Source organism: Gemmatimonadota bacterium (assembly GCA_009838845.1).
In the GTDB taxonomy this organism is placed as follows: Bacteria; Latescibacterota; UBA2968; order UBA2968; family UBA2968; genus VXRD01.
This window is the reverse complement of sequence record VXRD01000129.1, coordinates 13,526-32,018: the sequence shown is the minus strand read 5'-3', so window position 1 is coordinate 32,018 and position 18,493 is coordinate 13,526. Positions and strand designations below refer to the sequence as shown.

Below are 18,493 nucleotides of genomic sequence, written 5' to 3'. Positions count from 1 at the left end.
AACCAACAGCGTTTTTTTAGATCAAAATACCGGCAACACAGGCGGTCATCATCATCGCAAGCGTGCCGCCGATCATGGCGCGTATGCCGAGGATGGCTAACTCTGTGCGGCGTTCTGGGGCAATGCCGCCGATGCCGCCGATTTGAATGCCCACGCTGCCAAAGTTGGCAAAGCCGCACAATGCATACGTCAGTATCAAGGTGCTCCGTTCGCTCAAGACCACGCCGGAATCGGGCTGGGACCATTCCATCATTTGTGCATAGGCGATAAATTCGTTGAGCACCATCTTTTTGCCCAGTAATTCACCGGCATAGAAGCAATCGGACCACGGAATGCCCAGCAAATAGGCAAATGGTGCAAAGACATAACCGAAAAGTGCGGCAAGGGACCAGTGCCAGTTGTATCCAAGGAGCGCGCCAATCCACCCACCAATCAATCCGAGAATGGCATCGCCCAGCGCGACAAGGGCAAGGAAAGCGATGAGCATTGCGACGACGTTTAGGGTTAGTTTCATGCCGTCTAATGCTCCGTTGGTGGCTGCATCCACGATATTGGCGTGTTTTTCATCCACGCTTAATTCAACGTGTCCCAGAGTCACGGATTGCTCGGTTTCGGGAATCATCAGTTTGGAGATTAGCAATGCTGCAGGTGCGGAGATGACCGACGCGGCTACGAGATGTCCCGCGTCAATGCCCATACCCACATAGGCGACCAGGACGCCACCGGCGATGGTTGCAAAGCCTCCGACCATCAATGCCATGAGTTCCGATTTTGTCATGCTGCTTATGTATGGACGCACCATCAGCGGGGCTTCTGTTTGTCCGACAAAGATATTGGCTGCTGCAGAGAGTGTTTCCGATCCCGATGTTCCCAGTGTGCGTTGCATGACATAGGCAAATGCTTCGACGACTTTTTGAATGATGCCGAGGTAGTAGAGGATGGACATCAGTGATGAAAAGAAGATGATGGTGGGCAATACTTTGAAGGCAAAGAAATGGTGTACGTATTCTTCTCCAAATACCAGGCTTGTGCCCGCATCGACAAAGCCCAATGTGGCGGTGAAAAAATCTCCAATACTCTGAAATATGGCCGCACCTATTGACGTTTTCAAAATGAATACCGCGAGGACAAACTGCAACAACAGCCCGCCCCAGACCACGCGAAGGCTCACTTGCTTTTTATGCTCACTCATAGCCCAGGCCAGGCCCATCATGACGACCAGACCCAGCAGGCTGATTACGCGCTCCATAACCCCTCCTTTAACGGTTGCCGATGTGTATGAATGCCCGTAAATTAATCCATTGCCATCAGTGTCGTTCTGAATTTTAGGCGATCTAAATGAAAACAACCGAATATTTCAAACACACTCGCAAGCGACCTGATCGCATCAATATTACAGACGAATGGATTCAATATACAATCAATAATCCTTTGAGAACAGAGATACAGACCGATGGCAGAATGCGAATGTGGGCTAAAATATCTGAAGCCGACAAATATCTAAGAGTCGTTTTATTAGAAGACGGAGAAACGGTTCACAATGCTTTTTTTGATAGAGATTTTGAAGAGGAGAATGAGATATGAAAGTACGATACTTTTCCGATACCGATACGGCACTGGTTGAATTTGTAGATAAAAAAATTTTTGAGACCAGAGAAATTAATGAAAACATCTATGTCGATCTCGATGAAGAGGGGAATCTGGTAAGTATGACAATTGAGCACGCCAAAGCCAATGCAGGACTCCGGGAATTTTCATTTCAGGAAGTGACCGCATAACCATTTTTTGTTTTTTACCACTTTTTATGAAAGGTTCATACAATGGGTATTGAAGTTATTCGGGACGAGATGTCCGATCTGGTCGATCCCGCGGCAGAACCCGAATTGGTTGCAGATGGGTTTCAGTTCACCGAAGGCCCGGTCTGGGACCCCGCACAAGTCTGTTTGTTTTTTTCGGATATTCCGGCAAATACCATTTTTAAGTGGACGCCAGAAGGGGGGATAGTCGCATATCGTCAGCCGAGTTATCATTCAAATGGATTGACATTGGATGGAGAGGGACGGCTTCTTTCGTGCGAGCATTCTGGCCGGCGGGTGAGCGTTGAGGCAGATGGCGAGTTGAAGACGCTGGCGGATTCCTATCAGGGCAAAAAACTCAATTCGCCCAATGATCTGGTTGTATGTCAGAATGGGGATATCATTTTCACGGATCCTCCGTATGGTCTGTCGAGCAGCCACGGCGTGGTGGCAGAACAGGAATTGCCGTTTCTGGGCGTGTATCGCCTGCCTGTAGGCGAATCAGAGCCCATTCTTTTGATTGACGATTTTGAACGCCCCAATGGGTTGGCGATAACAGCCGATGAAAAGACCCTGTACGTCGATGACACGCATCGGGGACATATCCGCGCATTTGATGTGCAGGATGATGGCTCTCTCGCAAATGGCAGAGTATTGGCGGAATTAAAAGGCGATGAAGATGGTGCACCCGATGGTATGAAGCTGGATCGCAATGGGAATATTTACTGCACGGGACCTGGGGCTGTGTGGGTGTTTAATCCTGCGGGTGATCTCCTTGGGAAAATTAGACTGCCTCTTCCCGCTGCCAATTTGAACTGGGGCGGCGAAGATCGGAAGACGTTGTTTTTTACAGCGCGAACGGATGTTTATCGCGTGGCGTGCAAAGTGGGAGGATAGATATGAAGATTACAGCGATCAAGACGTTTATGGCGAGCATGGGGCAGCGGTCTCGTGCGCTGGTGAAGGTCGAAACTGACGAAGGCATTTACGGATGGGGAGAGTGTTATAGCCCCGGTCCCGATCTGGCAATTGGTCCAACGATGGATTATATTTTTGAGCTGGTTAAAGGCGAAGATCCGCGGCGGATTGAATATATCATGCTCAAGCTGTTTCAGCAGTTCAGATTTCCACCCGGGGCAATAGGTCTTTCCGCTATGTCGGGGCTGGACCACGCGCTGTGGGATATCAGTGGCAAAGCAGCGGGATTGCCGGTTTATATGATGTTGGGCGGTGCTGTGCGCGATCGCATTCAGGTTTATCGGAGTGTTGGTGGAAAAGACGGCAGGGAAGCAGCAAGAGTTGCGCGCCAGCTAAATGAAGAGCACGGCATTACGGCATTTAAGACCAGTCCGTTTCGCCTGGATCCCAGTGCGGATCGGTGGGGTCGGGTATGCGCGGCTGCCGCCGATTATTTCGAGGCATTGCGAAAGTATTCAGATGACAATTGGGAATTTGCATTTGATCCACATGCCAAAATTTTTGAGCCAATTCGCGCATTGCAACTGGCCAACGCCCTTACGCCTTACGATCCGCTTTTTTATGAAGAACCGTTAAGGCCCGAGAACAGCGATGCGTGGGCGCGCTTGCGTTCACAAATGCAGGTGCCGCTGGCAACGGGTGAATCTCTGTACACGAAGTTTGAGTTTTTGGATTTGATGTCGAAAGATGGCGCGGATATTATTCAGCCAGACATTTGTATATGCGGTGGGTTGTTGGAGATGCGGAAGATCGCTGCGATTGCACAGGCGCATTATGTGTCGGTGGCACCGCACAATCCGATGGGACCGTTGGCTACAGCGGTCAATGTCCAATTTGCCGCGGCCACGCCCAATTTCAAAATTCTGGAATATCACCTGCCCGATGAAAACAATGCCCTGAACTGGTTGGACGAACCCTATTGGCCCGTAGATGGATATTTGGAACTGAGGCCAGACCGCCCCGGTTTGGGTGTGGAAGTGAATGAAGAGGTCATCAGGGCTGGTGAATACGTCCACTGGGAACGGGGGAGTACTAAAGCGCCTGATGGTTCGACGAATTATATTTAAAGCGGTTAGCAGTCAGCTATCAGCAGTCAGCAAAACAAGTAGGGAGCTAAAAGCTGACCGCTGATCGCTGATCGCTTGTTTTTAGGAGGGAGCAATGACACCAGAAGAAAGGTTTATGTTTGACCTCGAGGGGTATTTGATAATTAAAAATGTGTTGACGCCCGAGGCAGTCAAACGGCTCAATGAAGTCGCTGATGCGACATTTGTGCGCGATTACGACGACCCGGGCAAGGACTCAAAGGGGCGAGTTGGTCGCCGACAAGTGGGGCGCGTGTCTGCGTGGTCGCCAGAGACACAGGCACTGATTGATCACCCGCGTATTTTGCCGTATTTAATTGAATTGCTCGGTCCAGCTTTTCGGCTCGATCACGATTATTGCATCTTTATGAGGCCGGGGGCTGCATGTGGTCGCCTGCACGGTGCGCCCGGAGGACATACGGGCAGCCAGCGCAAGTACCTGTATCTGGAAGGTGAGATGTTGAATGGGTTGAGTGTGGTGACGTTCTTTTTGGCGGATGCAAAGGCGGGAGATGGCGGCTTTGCCTGTATTCCCGGGAGCCATAAGACCAATTTTGGGCAAAATGTGCCGCACGAGGTGAGAAATTTTGAACGCGTTCCCGATTATATGGTTCAACCAGAAGTGGAAGCAGGCGATGCATTGATTTTTACAGAGGCGCTGATGCACGGTACGATGCCGTGGAGAGCAGGCCATGAACGCCGCGCATTTCTGTATAAATACGCGCCGGGCCATCTGGCGTATTCCAATAAGTTTTACAATGCGGATGACTACACCAACCCATCAGATCAACAGCGGCGTGTCTTAACGCCGCCATCTGCGGGAAGGCGCCCGCCTGTGGTTCAGGAAGTGTGAAGGAGATTCCATGAATATTGTCCTCATTATCATTGATACGATGCGCTATGACTATATTGGCGCAAACGGAAATGACTGGATCGAAACGCCCAATCTCGACCGTCTATCTGCGCAGTCATGGTGTTTTGATCGGGCTTTTGCCGCCAGCTTTCCCACCATTCCCTATCGCACGGATGTTATGACCGGGAAATACGGCAGTCCGTTCCACACCTGGAAACCCTTGCCTTTTGATACTCGGTCTCTTCCCTCTGTTCTGGGGGAAGCCGGATACGCGACACAGCTCATTCACGATACGCCTCATCTCGTCAACGGTGGGCACGCATTTGATTATCCCTTCCACACGTGGACATTTATCCGCGGTGCAGAAGTTGACCGTGCATGGATGGACGATGAAGCGCAGTGGCCCAGCAACTGGTGCAGAGATCCTTTATTCGATGTTTTGGGCGAAGATGCGGATCTGACAAAACACAATTACACGTATGCCCGTACCAATCGGGGACGCACAAATTTAGACGATTGGAATTGCGCGAAGCTGTTCAATACGGCAGCTCAATTCTTGCGGGATAATGCGCGGCGAGAAAATTTCTTTCTTTGGATTGACTGCTTCGACCCTCACGAACCGTGGGACGTGCCCCCGGCCTTTATGCTGAAATACGACAAGACCCCCGGTTATGATGGGCGGCTTGATCCCCGCGCTTTTCAGGGTGGGGGACGCAACAATCCCAATTTGCCTGATGAAGCCAGAGCGCGCCTCAAAGCGAGTTACGCGGCCAAGGTCACCTGGATGGATCATTGCTTCGGGCGGTTTCTCGAGGCTTTTGATGCCACGGGTCTGAGCAAAAATACCGCGATCATTGTCGCTGGGGATCACGGTACCAATGTAGGTGAGCGCGGGCGCTTTGGCAAGTACGCGCCCGTGTACGAGCAGGAAATCCACATCCCGCTCATTATCAAAACGCCCGAGGGCGACGCGGGACGCAGTTCAGCTATTTTCCAACCCCAGGATTTTTTTGCTACTGTCGCCAACCTGGCCGGTGCGCCAATTCCGGGGGATATAGACAGCCAGGATATTATCGCCGCCGCACGGGAAGGGAGTACGGGGATGCGGCAACTCGCGCTGGCTGGCACTGCCCGGGGATGGGCACCACAGCGCGGATTTTTCACTGTGTTTGACCAGGAGGGGTACCTGGAATGGCAACCCAGGACCGAAGATTGTATGCTCACGCCTTATGGGTCGCTGGACAACACGGAACATCCCGACCGCGTCCAGAAGCTGCATGCCGCTGGTCTTTCTGAACTCGAGCGCCGGGGTGCTGATCTACTCTTGATTGACTGGCTCAAGAACGGTGCAGAGGGCCAGGTGCCCGAGAATTGCCGCCTTTTCGATGGCTGGCCCGGTCCAGAAGGGTTTCAGACCTATTTTGCAAGAGCTTATGGCGGTGCTTGATGGTGGGTTTTCACACGCACGGTCACGATATCCGTGTCGTGATATTGCTGGTGGCGAACAGATGACGCGAGGTGCTGCAACAGCCGAAGTGAAATTTCTCGCTCACTGGACAATTCATCCGTCTGTGCATTGAGTAGCGCGAGTCGATCCTGAAGATTTTCCTCTCCGGATGCGGCAATGAACTCGAGGACTGCGTCGCCTTCTTCTTTGTGCGCAGTAAGGCGCAAACGCCGTCGGTCGCGGTTTTCTTCATCTTGTGGGATGAGTGTCAGCAATGTCTCCTCAGCAGCGGCGTCCAGACGGTTCGACATTGCCGTGTCCCAGCCGTTGCGGGATGCAAATGCGCCGAGAAAGTCTCTGATTTTTGGCAGGGCGGAAATATCGAATTCCGTTTCTATCCGACTGCGACGAGGTTCTGTTAGTTCCACGAATATGGTCATGAGGATGGCTGTGAAACCGCCCGCGCTCATTCCATTCTGCAACAGACCGCCTGCAAATTCCGAGATGTATTCGGGAAATATCAGGCCGCTCTGGAAGCCAACCCCTACAAAGAACGCGATGCCGACGATCATGCCGTTGCGATAGTCGATTCCATCCTGAACGACTATCTTCAGGCCGACTACGAAGAGGGCTGATAGCAGTACGGTGAGATAAGCTGCAATGACCGGACCCGGTATCGCCAGGATTGAGGCGAGTACTTTCGGAAGAAACGCCATAGCAATGAACACTGCCCCGGTGGCAACCCCGACGCTGCGGGCACCGACCCCGGTGAGTTCAGTTACCGATACGCCTACCGTATAGGCTGTGTTTGGCATTGTTCCCACGAGGCCGGAAATCAAGGTGCTCATACCATCTACGGTTACCGCACCCTGCACTGCCCGAAAATCCACTGCCCGGCTCTGGCGCCACGATATGCGCTGGATGGCGATGGCACTGCTGATCGTTCGGATGGTATTGATTACGGCGACGAGCAAGAATGCCGGAAGCAGTGCCCAGAATGTCGGTCCAAAATCGAGATCAAAGCCCGGCCATTCGTTCGTGGGTATGCCGATCCACGAAGCCTCGGCGACGCGGCCCGTGTCGTATAGACCGAAGAAGCCGCCAATTACCGAGCCGACGACAACGCCGATGACAGGTGCCCACAGGCGCAGTGCTCCTGTCGCCTTTAGCGCGATGCCGCTGATGATGATTATTGTTGCAAGCGCACTCAGCGGAGCAGATAAGACCAGGGTCCCGGGCGGTGTGGCTGATAGCAGGTTCAAGATGGCTGGCATTACCGTGATTGGTATCAGCATGATGACAGTTCCCGCGACAGTAGGCGTCAAGATCCGCTGGAACAGCGAAAGCCGATAGGAAAGTACAAGGGGGACGAGCGATGTGATGACGACCAGGGTGGCGAGCATTGCCGGGCCGCCTTCGGCAACCGCTGTGATGCAGACCGCGATAAAGGCCGCAGAAGGTCCCATAGCGAGTATGTAACCCATGCCAATTCGGCCGATGCGGACCGCTTGTAGAATTGTGGCTGCGCCGCCGACTGCGACAGCGGTACAAACGGCCCATGACAGATAGGCTTCGGTCGCATCCGCAGCACGCATCACGACTGTTGGGATCAATATGATGCCGGCGATACTGAGAACGGCGATTTGGAAGCCAAGGCCAAGGGAGAGAGTGGCCGAGAGCCTGTCGTCAGGCTGGTAGCGGATGCGTGAAGCACTGCTGGGGTTATTGGTGCTCATTGTGAAGTGTGAAATGGTGTATGAAGGCGAGTAAATCGAGCATGACTGGTCGCAGTCCAGACCAGTTTACAGTGAAAGGTTGAATAAGTGGAATCCCCATAAACCAACAGGCCCCGAATTTCCATCCGGGGCCTGTTCTGTAAGAAGCGTACGTTCTCCGGTTGGAGAAGATTTTAGCTGGCTGCGTCCAGCCGCTCGACCAATTCCTGTACGCTTTTGACATCACCACAATCTTCAAGCGTAAATTCAACGTCGAATTCCTGTGCGACTACTTTCGCGAACGCGACGAGATCTACGGAGGAAATTCCAGCCTCCTGGAGGCTGATGTTCAGATCATCGGGTAATGCAATTGGCTGTCCATCGACTTCCAGATTTTCCGCGATGAGGTTTCTGATACGTTCTGCGGTTGAAGCCATTGTTACGCTCCTTTCGTAAGGTAGATGGTTTGAACCGAAAAGATAGTGCTCGGCAGGCATAAAGTCAAATTTTTTTTGTGGTCGTTTTGGCTATTGAATCCAGTAGTGCTGGTGCTGGAATGGATAGCTCGGCAGCGAGATGCGGCGGCGCGTTTCTCCCGCAAATAGTCCGGGAAATGATACCGAGAGGCCCGCTTCATACGCTTTTGCTACTGCTTGTACAAAACCGCCGTCTTCCAGACTCGACAGCACAACGGGTGGATTCGCGTCGCCTTCTATCGGTCCCGGCGCCGCGTTCGGGCCAATCTCGATGAGTACATCGACCCCCAGATTCACAAGCTTCTTCGCGCATTTGTCCAATACCGCCGGTTCCTGTGCTTGCCGACGCCAATACGCCGCGTCGAGGACTTCGACGCCCCCTGTCACACTGCTCACAAGGACCAGAGATGGCGATGCGATTGTGACGTCTGTGAGGGTGGCTTCCAGATTGTCCGTATCCCATTCCAGCGCAACCCGCAAGCCATCCTCCAGGCTAAAGACGCCCGCCGCCTGTGCCGCTGCAATTTCCCCTATACCGTGCCCGACCACCACGCTGGGCTGAATCCCCATGCTTGACCACAGTGCCGTAAGCGCGGACTCCAGTGCGTAGATGGCAGGCAGGTCAGATAGATCACCGTTCTGGCCGAACATCGCGTCCAGCAACGAGGTGTCCCGCTCTTCCCGAATTACTTTGTCGCAGCGATCCAGAACGGCTCGGACTACCGGCTCGCTTTCGTAGAGGTCTTTCCCCATGCCGATCCACTGGCTGCCCTGTCCGGTGTACGCAAAGGCGATTTTTGTCGCGGTACGCGGTTCTTGCCTTTCACCTGTCTCTGCGAGTGCCTGTAGTTTTTCTCGCAAGGATTCGACGTCCTGGAATACGATGCCTGCGCGGTGGTCGAAATGGCTGCGTCCCACACCCGCTGTCCACGCCATGTCGGCAAGCAGGTCCACATCTTCGGAGGCAAGCTCGTCGAGCCACGACAAATAGCGTTCTGTCAGATCCCGGAGAGCTTCATCGGATTTTCCCGACAAGGGCAGGAGCCGGGTCTGGCGCGGAGCGAACGCTTCTTCCTCGTCTGGGAGTTCCACAACGGATAGGGAAACGGGTTGTGCTGAACCCACAGGCGTTGTATCCGGGCTGTCATATCCCTCTACGACAACATGGGCATTCGTTCCCGATATACCGAAGGCACTTACCCCGGCCCGCGGCGGTCGGTCGGGATGGCTCGGCCAGTCCGTCAATTCGGAAGTCACCTGTACCGGCAACCGATCCCAGTCTATATGCGGACTCGGATTCTCAAAGTTCAGGTGCTTGGGTATCTTTTCCCGCTTCATCGCCAGGACTGCCTTGATTAGAGCCGCAATTCCGGCAGCTGGCTCCAGGTGGCCGATATTGGTCTTCACGGAGCCGATCAAGAGCGGGCGGTCTGCTTCGCGGCCCTTGCCGTAAACAGCAGCCGCTGCCTGAACTTCGATCGGATCGCCCAATTCCGACCCTCCTCCGTGGGCTTCCAGATAATCTACGTCCGATGGTGCAACGCCCGCTCGCGACAGCGCTTCTTCGATCACCCGCTCCTGTGCCGGTCCATTTGGCACGGTGGGTCCCGCGCTGGCTCCGTTCTGGTTGACCGCAGACCCGCGGATCACGCCCCAGATGCGGTCGCCGTCGGCTTCTGCCTCGCTCAGCCGCTTGAGGACGACTATCCCACAGCCCTCGCCGCGCGTGAAGCCGTCTGCAGAGGCATCGAAGGGCCTGCCCTTCCCCTCTCGTGACAACATGCCCAGGTCCGCCATTTCTCTGGTTAAATCAGGTGATAAAACTGCGTGTGTCCCTCCAACCAGAGCCATATCTACTTCGCCCTGCCGCAAACCCATCACTGCCTGGTGTACCGCGACCAGTGACGACGCGCAGTTGAGTTCCACCGGTATCGTCGGTCCCTCCAGACCAAGGAGGAAAGCAATTCGCCCGACCGTCATGCTCGCGGCAGTGCCCAGATAACTGATGCCGTAGTCGCTGGCTGTCATCAGGTCCCGGTATTCGCTGGTGGCGATGCCGGCATATAGCCCGGTGCGGCTACCTCTCAATTCGTCTGGATCCATCCCCGCATCCTCAATCGCTTGCCAGGTCGTCTCCAGCATCATGCGTTGCCGCGGATCCATAATGCGCGCCTCAATCGGCGAAATCCGAAAGAATCTCGCGTCAAATTGATCAATGCCCTCCACAAATCCACCCCGGCGATAAGCTGCGTACTGGGGTGGAAGGTCTTTGGCGAGATTGTTCCATGAACCGGGATCCTGGCGTCCGTCGGTCACTGCGTCCGCACCTGCTTCGAGCAGGTGCCAGAAGGTGGAAAGATCCGGAGCGCCGGGGAAGTGGCACGCCATACCCACGATCGCAATACCGTCATCCTCGCGCTGCACTGTCGGCTGCGGTTCTGGTTCGGGTTGCACCTGAGGCTGAGGGGCGGGCGCATCGCTGACTTCGCCGAGTTCCTCGACCAGATGGCGGGCGAGACTGGCGATGTCCGGGTAGTCAAATACCACGGTGTTGGGGACCACGTACTCATCGGCAAATGCCCGGTTCAGACGATTCCGCAACTCTACCGCCATCAGCGAGTCCATCCCCAAATCGAAAAATCCCACTGTGGGTTCCGGCGCTGTCGGCAACCTCAGCACTGCCTGTACCTCCTGCTGCAGGAAGGATACAAGCAGGTCCTCGGGTGCCGCTGCAGGTGCCTCTCGCAGTTGGGAAAGCAGGTCCTTTGACGAGGCGGAGGCGTCGGCTTCGTCGTCCGCATCGGCGGACAGCAAGTCCTCCAGGAAGGGAGGACGATCTTCGACCGCCTCTTCGAACACTGACCAGTCCATCGACATCACCACGGAAGTCGTGGCGTCCTGACGCACCAGTTGATCGAATGCCCGGATACCCTGTTGCGGGGTAAACCAGCGGCCGCCAAGCGCTGACCGCTGTTGGTCAATCCGCTCCCGCTGTTCCGCTGCTTCGCCGATCTCCGACCACGCTCCCCAGGCTATGGCCTGTCCAGGTAGCCCCATCGCGCGGCGGTGACCGGCGAGTTGATCCAGAAATGCATTGGCTGAGGCGTGGTTCGCCTGGCCCGGATTGCCCATGACGCCAACCCGGCTCGAGAAGAGGACAAACATATCCAGGTCGCGATCCAAAGTCGCCCGATGCAGATGCCATGCGCCCAGTACCTTTGGCCAGAGCACGGTTTCGAATCGCTCCCAACTCTGGTTGGTCAGCGCGCCGTCCGACAGCACGCCCACGCTGTGGATCACGCCTCCGAGCGGCGGTAGCGTCTCATCTATCCGCGCCATCATCTCATCTATTGCGGCGGCATCTGTCACGTCTGCGATCTCTACCTGCACTGTCACGCCGCGTTCTCGCAGCCTGCGGATCACCTCCTCAGCCTCGGGGTCCGGTGCCCGGCGCCCGTTTAGTGCTATTGCGCCCGCACCGCGATCCGCCAGCCAGTCTGCTACGGCGCATCCGATCCCACCCAGACCACCTGTTACCAAATAGGTGCGGTCCTGTCGCAACTTGTCCTTCAGGATCGGTGGCGTCGTTACGACGATCTTTCCTATGTGCCGGGCGGCGCGCATGAAGCTCAGCGCGGCTCCGGCTTCGGCGAGCGGCCACCTGCTGTGGGTGATTGTTTTCAGTTCTCCCGACGAAAGGCGCGCCATGATGTCCCGCAGGACTCTTCCCACCCACGCCGGATCGGTTTTTTTCAGAACATCTAATTCCAGGATGTCGTAGGCCACATCCGGACGTACAGCCGCCATCTCTTCCTCGCTCAAGATGTCCCGCCTGGCCAATTCCACGAACCGACCGCCGTGCTTGAGGCAGGACAGGCTCGCGTCGATGAAGCCCTCTCCTGTGAGGCTGTTCAGCACCACATCGATGCCTTCTCCATTTGTAGCTTCGAGGATCTCTTTCCCGAATGCTGTCTGGCGGCTGTCGAATATGTGTTCCACGCCCAGTGATCGGAGATAGGCCTGCTTCGGCGCGCTCGCGGTGGCAAAGACCTCTGCGCCCGCGGCTTGCACCAACTGAATGGCCGCCAATCCCACGCCGCCCGAACCAGCGTGAATCAGTACCCGATCGCCGGCCTCCAGTCCCGAGAGTTCGAAAGACAGCGCGGCGGATACGAACGCGCTCGGCACTGTGGCAAGTCCAGTGACGGAGAAGTCCGATGGCGCGGGTGCTACCAATTCTTCCCGCGTGACCATTTGCGCCCCGAACGCCCCAAATCCCAATCCAACTATATGGTCGCCGACGGAAATGGTCGAGACATCGGAACCCACCTCGAGAATGTAGCCGCACATCTCCCTGCCCAGATTGCCCTCCTCAATAAAGCCGAGTGAACGAAACACATCCCAGAAGTTGAGCCCGGAGGCCTCGACTGCGACGCGAACTTCGCGCGGTTCGAGAGAAGGTGCCGGTAGTGGCTGGACATACGGTCTTTCGAACACGCCGTCCGGATCCGGAGCCAGCACCCATTCTGGGTCCTCCGGCAAGGTCAGGCGCTCTACCCCGGAACCCATCCGAATCAGGCGGGCTACGCGGCGGGCATCCCCGCGGTACGCGATGTGATTCTCGGGATCGGGATACAGGAGTTCATTGACGAGGTCGGGTGCCGGTGCCATATCGCCGGGGTCCAGATCGATCATCCTCGGCTGCAGATGCGCCGCTTCTCGGGCTACTGCTTTGCCGAAGCCCCAGAGTGCTGCGCCGGCGAGTTCTCCACCGCGCTCTCGCTCCAATACCTGGGCTCCGCGCGTGATAAACCACACGCCCTTTTCTGGTGTCATATCGAAGTCGGCGACGGCCTGCACCAGCGCGAGCGCACTCGCCCCCACTCGTCGTACATCCGCCGCCATTTCCCCGGTCGTTGCCTCTGTCCCATGCCCTTCCAGTGACGCGAGATGTACAATGCCGCTGAGTGGCACGTCGTCCGGTAGCTCCATCAGGAGAGATCCCCACGCCTCGCGTTGCTCCATATCTATGGTTTTTTTAATAATTTTAGAGCCTTCCTCTACCCGCGGGCCATCGCTACATGCCAGCACAACTGTCTGGTTTCGCGCCGCGAGTTCTGCCGCGAGTTCCTCTGCGGCTCTTCCCTGGTCTGCCGCCAGAACCCACGCGCCTCCCTGCTCTGTCACCTTCGCCGGTCCCTGCGCCACGATCACGCCCTTATCCAGCGTCCTGGTGGCGTCGGTCTCATCTACGCCCAGGACTTCTACTTCCTCGAAGCCCACGTTGCCGAGCGCTCGTCGCCATACCGAAGGCTCAGCCAGAGCGTGGTGCGGGCGGTAGCTGTCGGCAAATCGCCACCAGCCATCCAGTTGTCCGAAAGTCAGATCCATCCAACCCAGGCCGCTGAGGTTCTCGAGTGCGATTAACTGCCCCGATGGCGCAAGAAGGTCACGACAGTGTGCGAGTGTTTCTTCAAGGTATCGCGTGGCGTGTAGCACATTGGACGCGATCAGCAAGTCATAACTATGGGCGTCAAAGCCCTGTGCCACGGGATCCTTCTCGATATCCAGCGGACGGTATTCGATAGCCTCGTCTCCGAACCGAGCCTCGGCTTCCGCAAAGAAGCCCGCGGATATATCCGTGTACATATAGTCGAATCGTCCGTCCGGAAGTTCTGGCAATACGGACGCGGTTGCTGAACCCGTACCCGCGCCGACCTCGATGACTCTGAGGCGCCGGTCATCCGGCAATGCGGACACGAGTGCTCGCACCGCATCGCCCAGCATACTGTTCGCCGCTCGTGCCACAGGTGCCTTCAGATACAGATCGGCTGCGGTCGGTTCTCCGCTGCTGAACAGAAGGGTCAGCGGATCTTCGCGACCGCGAAGCACCTCTGCCAGAGCGCGGCCAGAGCGTCGAAACAGGCCGATCTCGGTCAGGCCGTGGGGGTGCAGGTCAGTCATCCGGGAGGCGAATTCCTCAAGATCGCCCGGCATTTCTTCCGGCAGCGGATCTTCGGGTCCTATGACCACGACGAAGCCGTCGCCCGTCTCTTCCAAAACCCCCGATTTGGCGAGCATTTCGAGCATTCGGCGGAAGAGGCGCTTGTGTTCCTCGGTGACTTGCAGGCGTTGCCGCAAGTCTTCGGGATCCACGGTCTCGCCCGTCTTGCGCTGCCAACCCAGCTCTTTCAGGGTCGCGAGTGCGCGGGACCGGGACCACCGTTCCAGATCCGCGAGCAGAGCGTTCCTGCCTTCGGGATCAACGCCTGCATCTATCAGATAGTCGGAGAACAACTGCGAGCGGGCGGCAACAGTTGACGGACCCGGGAAGAAGTCCGCGGGTGTTATTCCAGGTGAAAGGTCGCGCTCGCGCCACACCACCTCGTACAGGAGGTCCTTCACGCCTTCGACTGCCGAGAGCAGTGCTTCCTGTGTTGCCCGCTTCACCGTATACCCGCTCAAGCCACCGAGCGGAACGCCGTTCAGATCGTAGATGTTCAGTTCTCCGCTCAGGACTTCCGGAGGTTCGTCCGTTTCCTGGGAAGCCTCATTCAAGCGCACGTGACAGACGACCCGATCCGGTAGCCGTCCCGTCAGCCACAGCCGCTCCCAGCCAAACGGCAGATATGTGGTTTCGCCCCCGGTTCCCTCCAGGTTGCGCGCTGCGCCCACGACCTGAAAGCAACCGTCCAGGACGAGCGGATGGATGTCCAGCCCGTGCCTGGTCAGAGTTTCTGGCAGAGACACTTCGCCCAATGCCTCGCCCGGGCGGGACCAGACTTTCCCCAGCGTGCGGAAGAATGGACCGAGATCAACCCCGGTACTCGCCCTGTGGCGGTAATAGCCCGCCACATCTACTGGAGAGAGGCCGGCTTTCAGACTTTCCAGATCAACCCTCTCACCCGCTTCCGGCAGAGGGGCACCTGACGACACGCGACCTTCCACGTGTACTGTCCATTCCCCTTCACTTCCCTTGCTGAATATCTGGACTTCGCGCAACGACGCCTGTTCAGAGGCGTCGAGCACGACCTGCATCTTCCTGCCCTCTTCATCCGTCTCGTCTTCGTCCTCGAAGACCATCGCGTTGTGCAACTGGAAATCCTCCACGACTACTGATCCACTCTCTTCGAGGAACGCCGCCGTGCACGCCATGGCCCCGTAGAGCGCGCCAGGTGCTACGATCCGGCCAAACACTTTGTGGTCGTTCAGATAGGACGGATCCGAGGGAAAAACTTCCGTCTCAAAGGTAATTTCTCCACGGGCTGATTCGTGCCGGGCACCCAGTAGCGGATGGTCGGAACTCCGGCGCTGACGCTTCGGTGGCTCAAGCCAGTGGTGTCTGCGCTGGAATGGGTAGCTGGGCAGGGAGATCCGCCGCCGCGTCTCCCCTGCGAAGAGTCCCGCGAAACGAATCGGGAGTCCCGCCTGGTACGCTTCTGCGACCGATCCCGCGAAACCGTCAGTGCTTCCCGATTTCTCTGCGTTGTCCGACGGCGGGGAAAGGCTCGACAGCACTGCCGGTGTCTGCGGCGACTCCGGCCAGGCGGAGGCCGCCATTGGAGCCAGCACGGACCGCGGGCCGATTTCCAGCACCACATCGACCCCGAGATCCGATAGTGTTTTCACCCCCTGGGCGAATGCCACTGGCTCCCGGGCATGCTGCCTCCAGTAGGACCCGTCCTGCGACTGCCCCGGTTCTACGGCTCGGCCCGTCAGGTTGCTGACCACAGTAAGGGAGGGCGGTTGGATCGCCACGCCGTTGAGGGACGCTTCCAGTTCGTCCAGGATGGGTTCAACAAGGGCGCTGTGGAACGCTTTGGCAGTGTTCAGCCGCCTGACCCGTATGCTTTCTTGTTCGAATCGCTTCGAGATCTCTTCAATTTCCGCAATCGGGCCGCTGACCACCTGATGGTTTCCGTTGTATCCCGAGATGCTCAACCCGGCGCCAGAGGAGGCTGCGTTTACCGTCTCCACTTCCACCGCCACGCGATCGGCCGGTGCGAAGACCGCGGCCATGCCGCCCTCTTCCATCTGCGACATCAGCGCGCCGCGCACGGCGGCAAACCGCATCCCGTCTTCAAGGCTGAACACGCCTGCCGCCTGCGATGCCGCGAGTTCTCCAATGCTGTGTCCGACGACCACATCGGGACGGATGCCGACGCTCGACCAGAGCGCTGTCAGTGCGCACTCCAGCGCGTAGAGGGCAGGCTGTTCCCAAGCCGTGTCGCCGAGGTCCTCTCCGCCTTCGGACCGACCGAACATCACGTCCAAAAGCGAGGCCCCTCTTTCCCGAAGAAGGACCGCCTCACAGCGGTCCAGAACTGCCCGCGCCACTGGCTCGCTCTCGTAGAGCACCTGTCCCATGCCGACCCATTGGCTTCCCTGTCCGGTGTAGGCAAACGCCACCCGGGTCGGTGTTCGCGACGCCACGCCCCCATCTGTTTTCGCCAGTTCACGGAGGCGCTCTCGCAGCGATTCCGCGTCGTGGAAGACGATACCCGCGCGGTGATCAAAGTGGCTCCGCCCCACGCCCGCTGTCCACGCCATGTCTGCAAGTATCGCCTCGCCTTCTTCGTCGGCGTGTTCATCGAGCCATGAAAGGTACCGCCCTCCCAGGTCCCGAAGTGCCTCATCGGATTTTCCCGACAGCGGAAGGAGACGGGTCTTTCGCGGCTGGACTTCCTGCTCTGGCAGCGGCAGATCCCCAAGGGTCGCTGGCAGCGAGACTACCACTGGCTTCGCAGAGCCAACAGCAGTAGATGCACCGTCTGAGGCACGGTATTCCTCCATTACGATGTGGGCATTCGTCCCGGATATCCCGAAGGAGTTCACCCCTGCGAGTCGCGGTCGATCGGGACGGTGCGGCAAGTCCATCATCGACGATGTCACCCGCAATGGCAGGCGGTCCCAGTCGAGACTCGGGTTGGGATTATGGAAATGGAGGTGTTTTGGAATCACACCCCGCTTCAGTACCAACGCGGCTTTGATCACTCCGGCTACGCCCGCGGCCGACTCCAGATGGCCGACATTGGTCTTCACGGAACCGATGAGAAGGGGTTGGTCAGAGGAACGTCCCTTGCCATAGACATTGGCCACAGCGTTGATCTCGATGGGATCACCCACCGTCGTTCCAGTCCCGTGCGCCTCCAGGTAATCTACGTCCGATGCGGGGATTTTCGCGTCGGACAGCGCGGTCTCGATCACTTCTTCCAGCGCGGGTGTGTTCGGCACGGTTAGTCCCGTACTGGCTCCGCCGTGGTTCACCGCCGCGCCCCGGATCACTGCCCAGATCCGATCGCCGTCCGCCTCCGCCTCATCGAGCCGTTTGAGGATGACGACCCCACAGCCCTCACCCCGCACGTAACCGTTCGCGGATGCGTCAAAGGTTTTGCACTGTCCATCCGGAGACAGCATCATCGCATCCGCGCGCAGTTCGTAGATGCGACCGTTCAGGATTGCCTGTACGCCGCCCGCGATAGCCAGATCCGCTTTGCCCTGCTGCAGGTCTGCCACCGCGTCGTGGACTGATACCATGGATGACGCGCACGCGGCATCTACTGCCTTTGCCGGTCCCCTTAGCCCCAGCACGAAAGAGACCCGTCCGCTGGTGCCGTTGAGGTTGGTGCCGCTGAGGGCGTAGAGACAACTGGCAGCCTCGGCGGGTTTGCTCGAGTCCACGACCAGCATTCGGTATTCGTCGTTGCTGATCCCGGTGTACACACCGGTGCGGCTCTCTCTCAATCCCTCCGGATCGATTCCCGCGTCCTCAAGAGCCTCCCAACTCGTCTCCAGCATCATTCGCTGCTGTGGATCCAGCAGTTCTGCCTCCACTGGGGAAATCCGGAAGAAGGCGTCGTCGAACTGGTCGATATCGTCAACGAAGGCACCGAAACGGCAACCTTCGCTCTGTACCGCATCGTCGGGAAAGAGCAGGCCCCAGCGCCCTACGCCTGAACCCGGGACGCCTTCGCTGACGGCATTCCCGCCGGCTTCGAGCAGACGCCAGAAGGCAGAGATGCCCGGCGCGCCAGGGAATCGGCAGGCCATACCTATGATCGCTATCGGTTGGTCTGATACGGAAGGACCGAAAGATTTGTCCGGTTTCATGATTTAATCCTCCATGTTCGGACGGGTTTTTCC

At 57.3% G+C, this 18,493-nt stretch carries 10 protein-coding genes; 6 read left to right on the top strand and 4 right to left on the bottom strand.

The annotated features are described in order from the left end of the window. Positions 1-16: 16 nt before the first annotated feature. Positions 17-1,249: a NupC/NupG family nucleoside CNT transporter gene (locus F4Y39_18265; protein MYC15673.1), complete on the bottom strand. Its 1,233-nt coding sequence runs from the start codon at positions 1,247-1,249 to the stop codon at positions 17-19. Between the two features lie 89 nt (positions 1,250-1,338). Between F4Y39_18265 and F4Y39_18260 the strand changes: the two genes are divergently transcribed. From F4Y39_18260 to F4Y39_18235, 6 genes are all read left to right on the top strand, one after another. Next, entirely contained in the window at positions 1,339-1,584 is a 246-nt protein-coding gene (locus F4Y39_18260) for a hypothetical protein (GenBank protein MYC15672.1), read from the top strand. Further along, positions 1,581-1,778 (top strand): DUF2283 domain-containing protein, encoded by a 198-nt coding sequence (locus F4Y39_18255; GenBank protein MYC15671.1) that lies wholly within the window; start codon positions 1,581-1,583, stop codon positions 1,776-1,778. The genes F4Y39_18260 and F4Y39_18255 overlap by 4 nt, the downstream gene beginning before the upstream one ends. A gap of 42 nt (positions 1,779-1,820) precedes the next feature. Then, entirely contained in the window at positions 1,821-2,693 is an 873-nt protein-coding gene (locus F4Y39_18250) for an SMP-30/gluconolactonase/LRE family protein (protein MYC15670.1), read from the top strand. 2 nt (positions 2,694-2,695) lie between these two features. Beyond that, entirely contained in the window at positions 2,696-3,841 is a 1,146-nt protein-coding gene (locus F4Y39_18245) for a mandelate racemase/muconate lactonizing enzyme family protein (GenBank protein MYC15669.1), read from the top strand. Positions 3,842-3,935: 94 nt separating this feature from the next. Then, positions 3,936-4,712, top strand: coding sequence for a phytanoyl-CoA dioxygenase family protein (locus F4Y39_18240; protein MYC15668.1), 777 nt, complete (start codon positions 3,936-3,938; stop codon positions 4,710-4,712). Positions 4,713-4,722: 10 nt separating this feature from the next. Next, positions 4,723-6,159: a sulfatase gene (locus F4Y39_18235; GenBank protein ID MYC15667.1), complete on the top strand. Its 1,437-nt coding sequence runs from the start codon at positions 4,723-4,725 to the stop codon at positions 6,157-6,159. On the opposite strand, the gene F4Y39_18230 is transcribed toward F4Y39_18235, so the two are convergent. From F4Y39_18230 to F4Y39_18220, 3 genes are all read right to left on the bottom strand, one after another. Beyond that, a complete protein-coding gene (locus tag F4Y39_18230) occupies positions 6,144-7,895 on the bottom strand; it encodes a hypothetical protein (protein MYC15666.1) in 1,752 nt (583 codons plus the stop codon). The genes F4Y39_18235 and F4Y39_18230 overlap by 16 nt on opposite strands. 173 nt (positions 7,896-8,068) lie before the next feature. After that, positions 8,069-8,371, bottom strand: a complete 303-nt coding sequence (locus F4Y39_18225) for an acyl carrier protein (protein MYC15665.1) — start codon at positions 8,369-8,371, stop codon at positions 8,069-8,071. Between the two features lie 30 nt (positions 8,372-8,401). Beyond that, entirely contained in the window at positions 8,402-18,460 is a 10,059-nt protein-coding gene (locus tag F4Y39_18220) for an SDR family NAD(P)-dependent oxidoreductase (protein ID MYC15664.1), read from the bottom strand. Positions 18,461-18,493 lie beyond the last annotated feature (33 nt).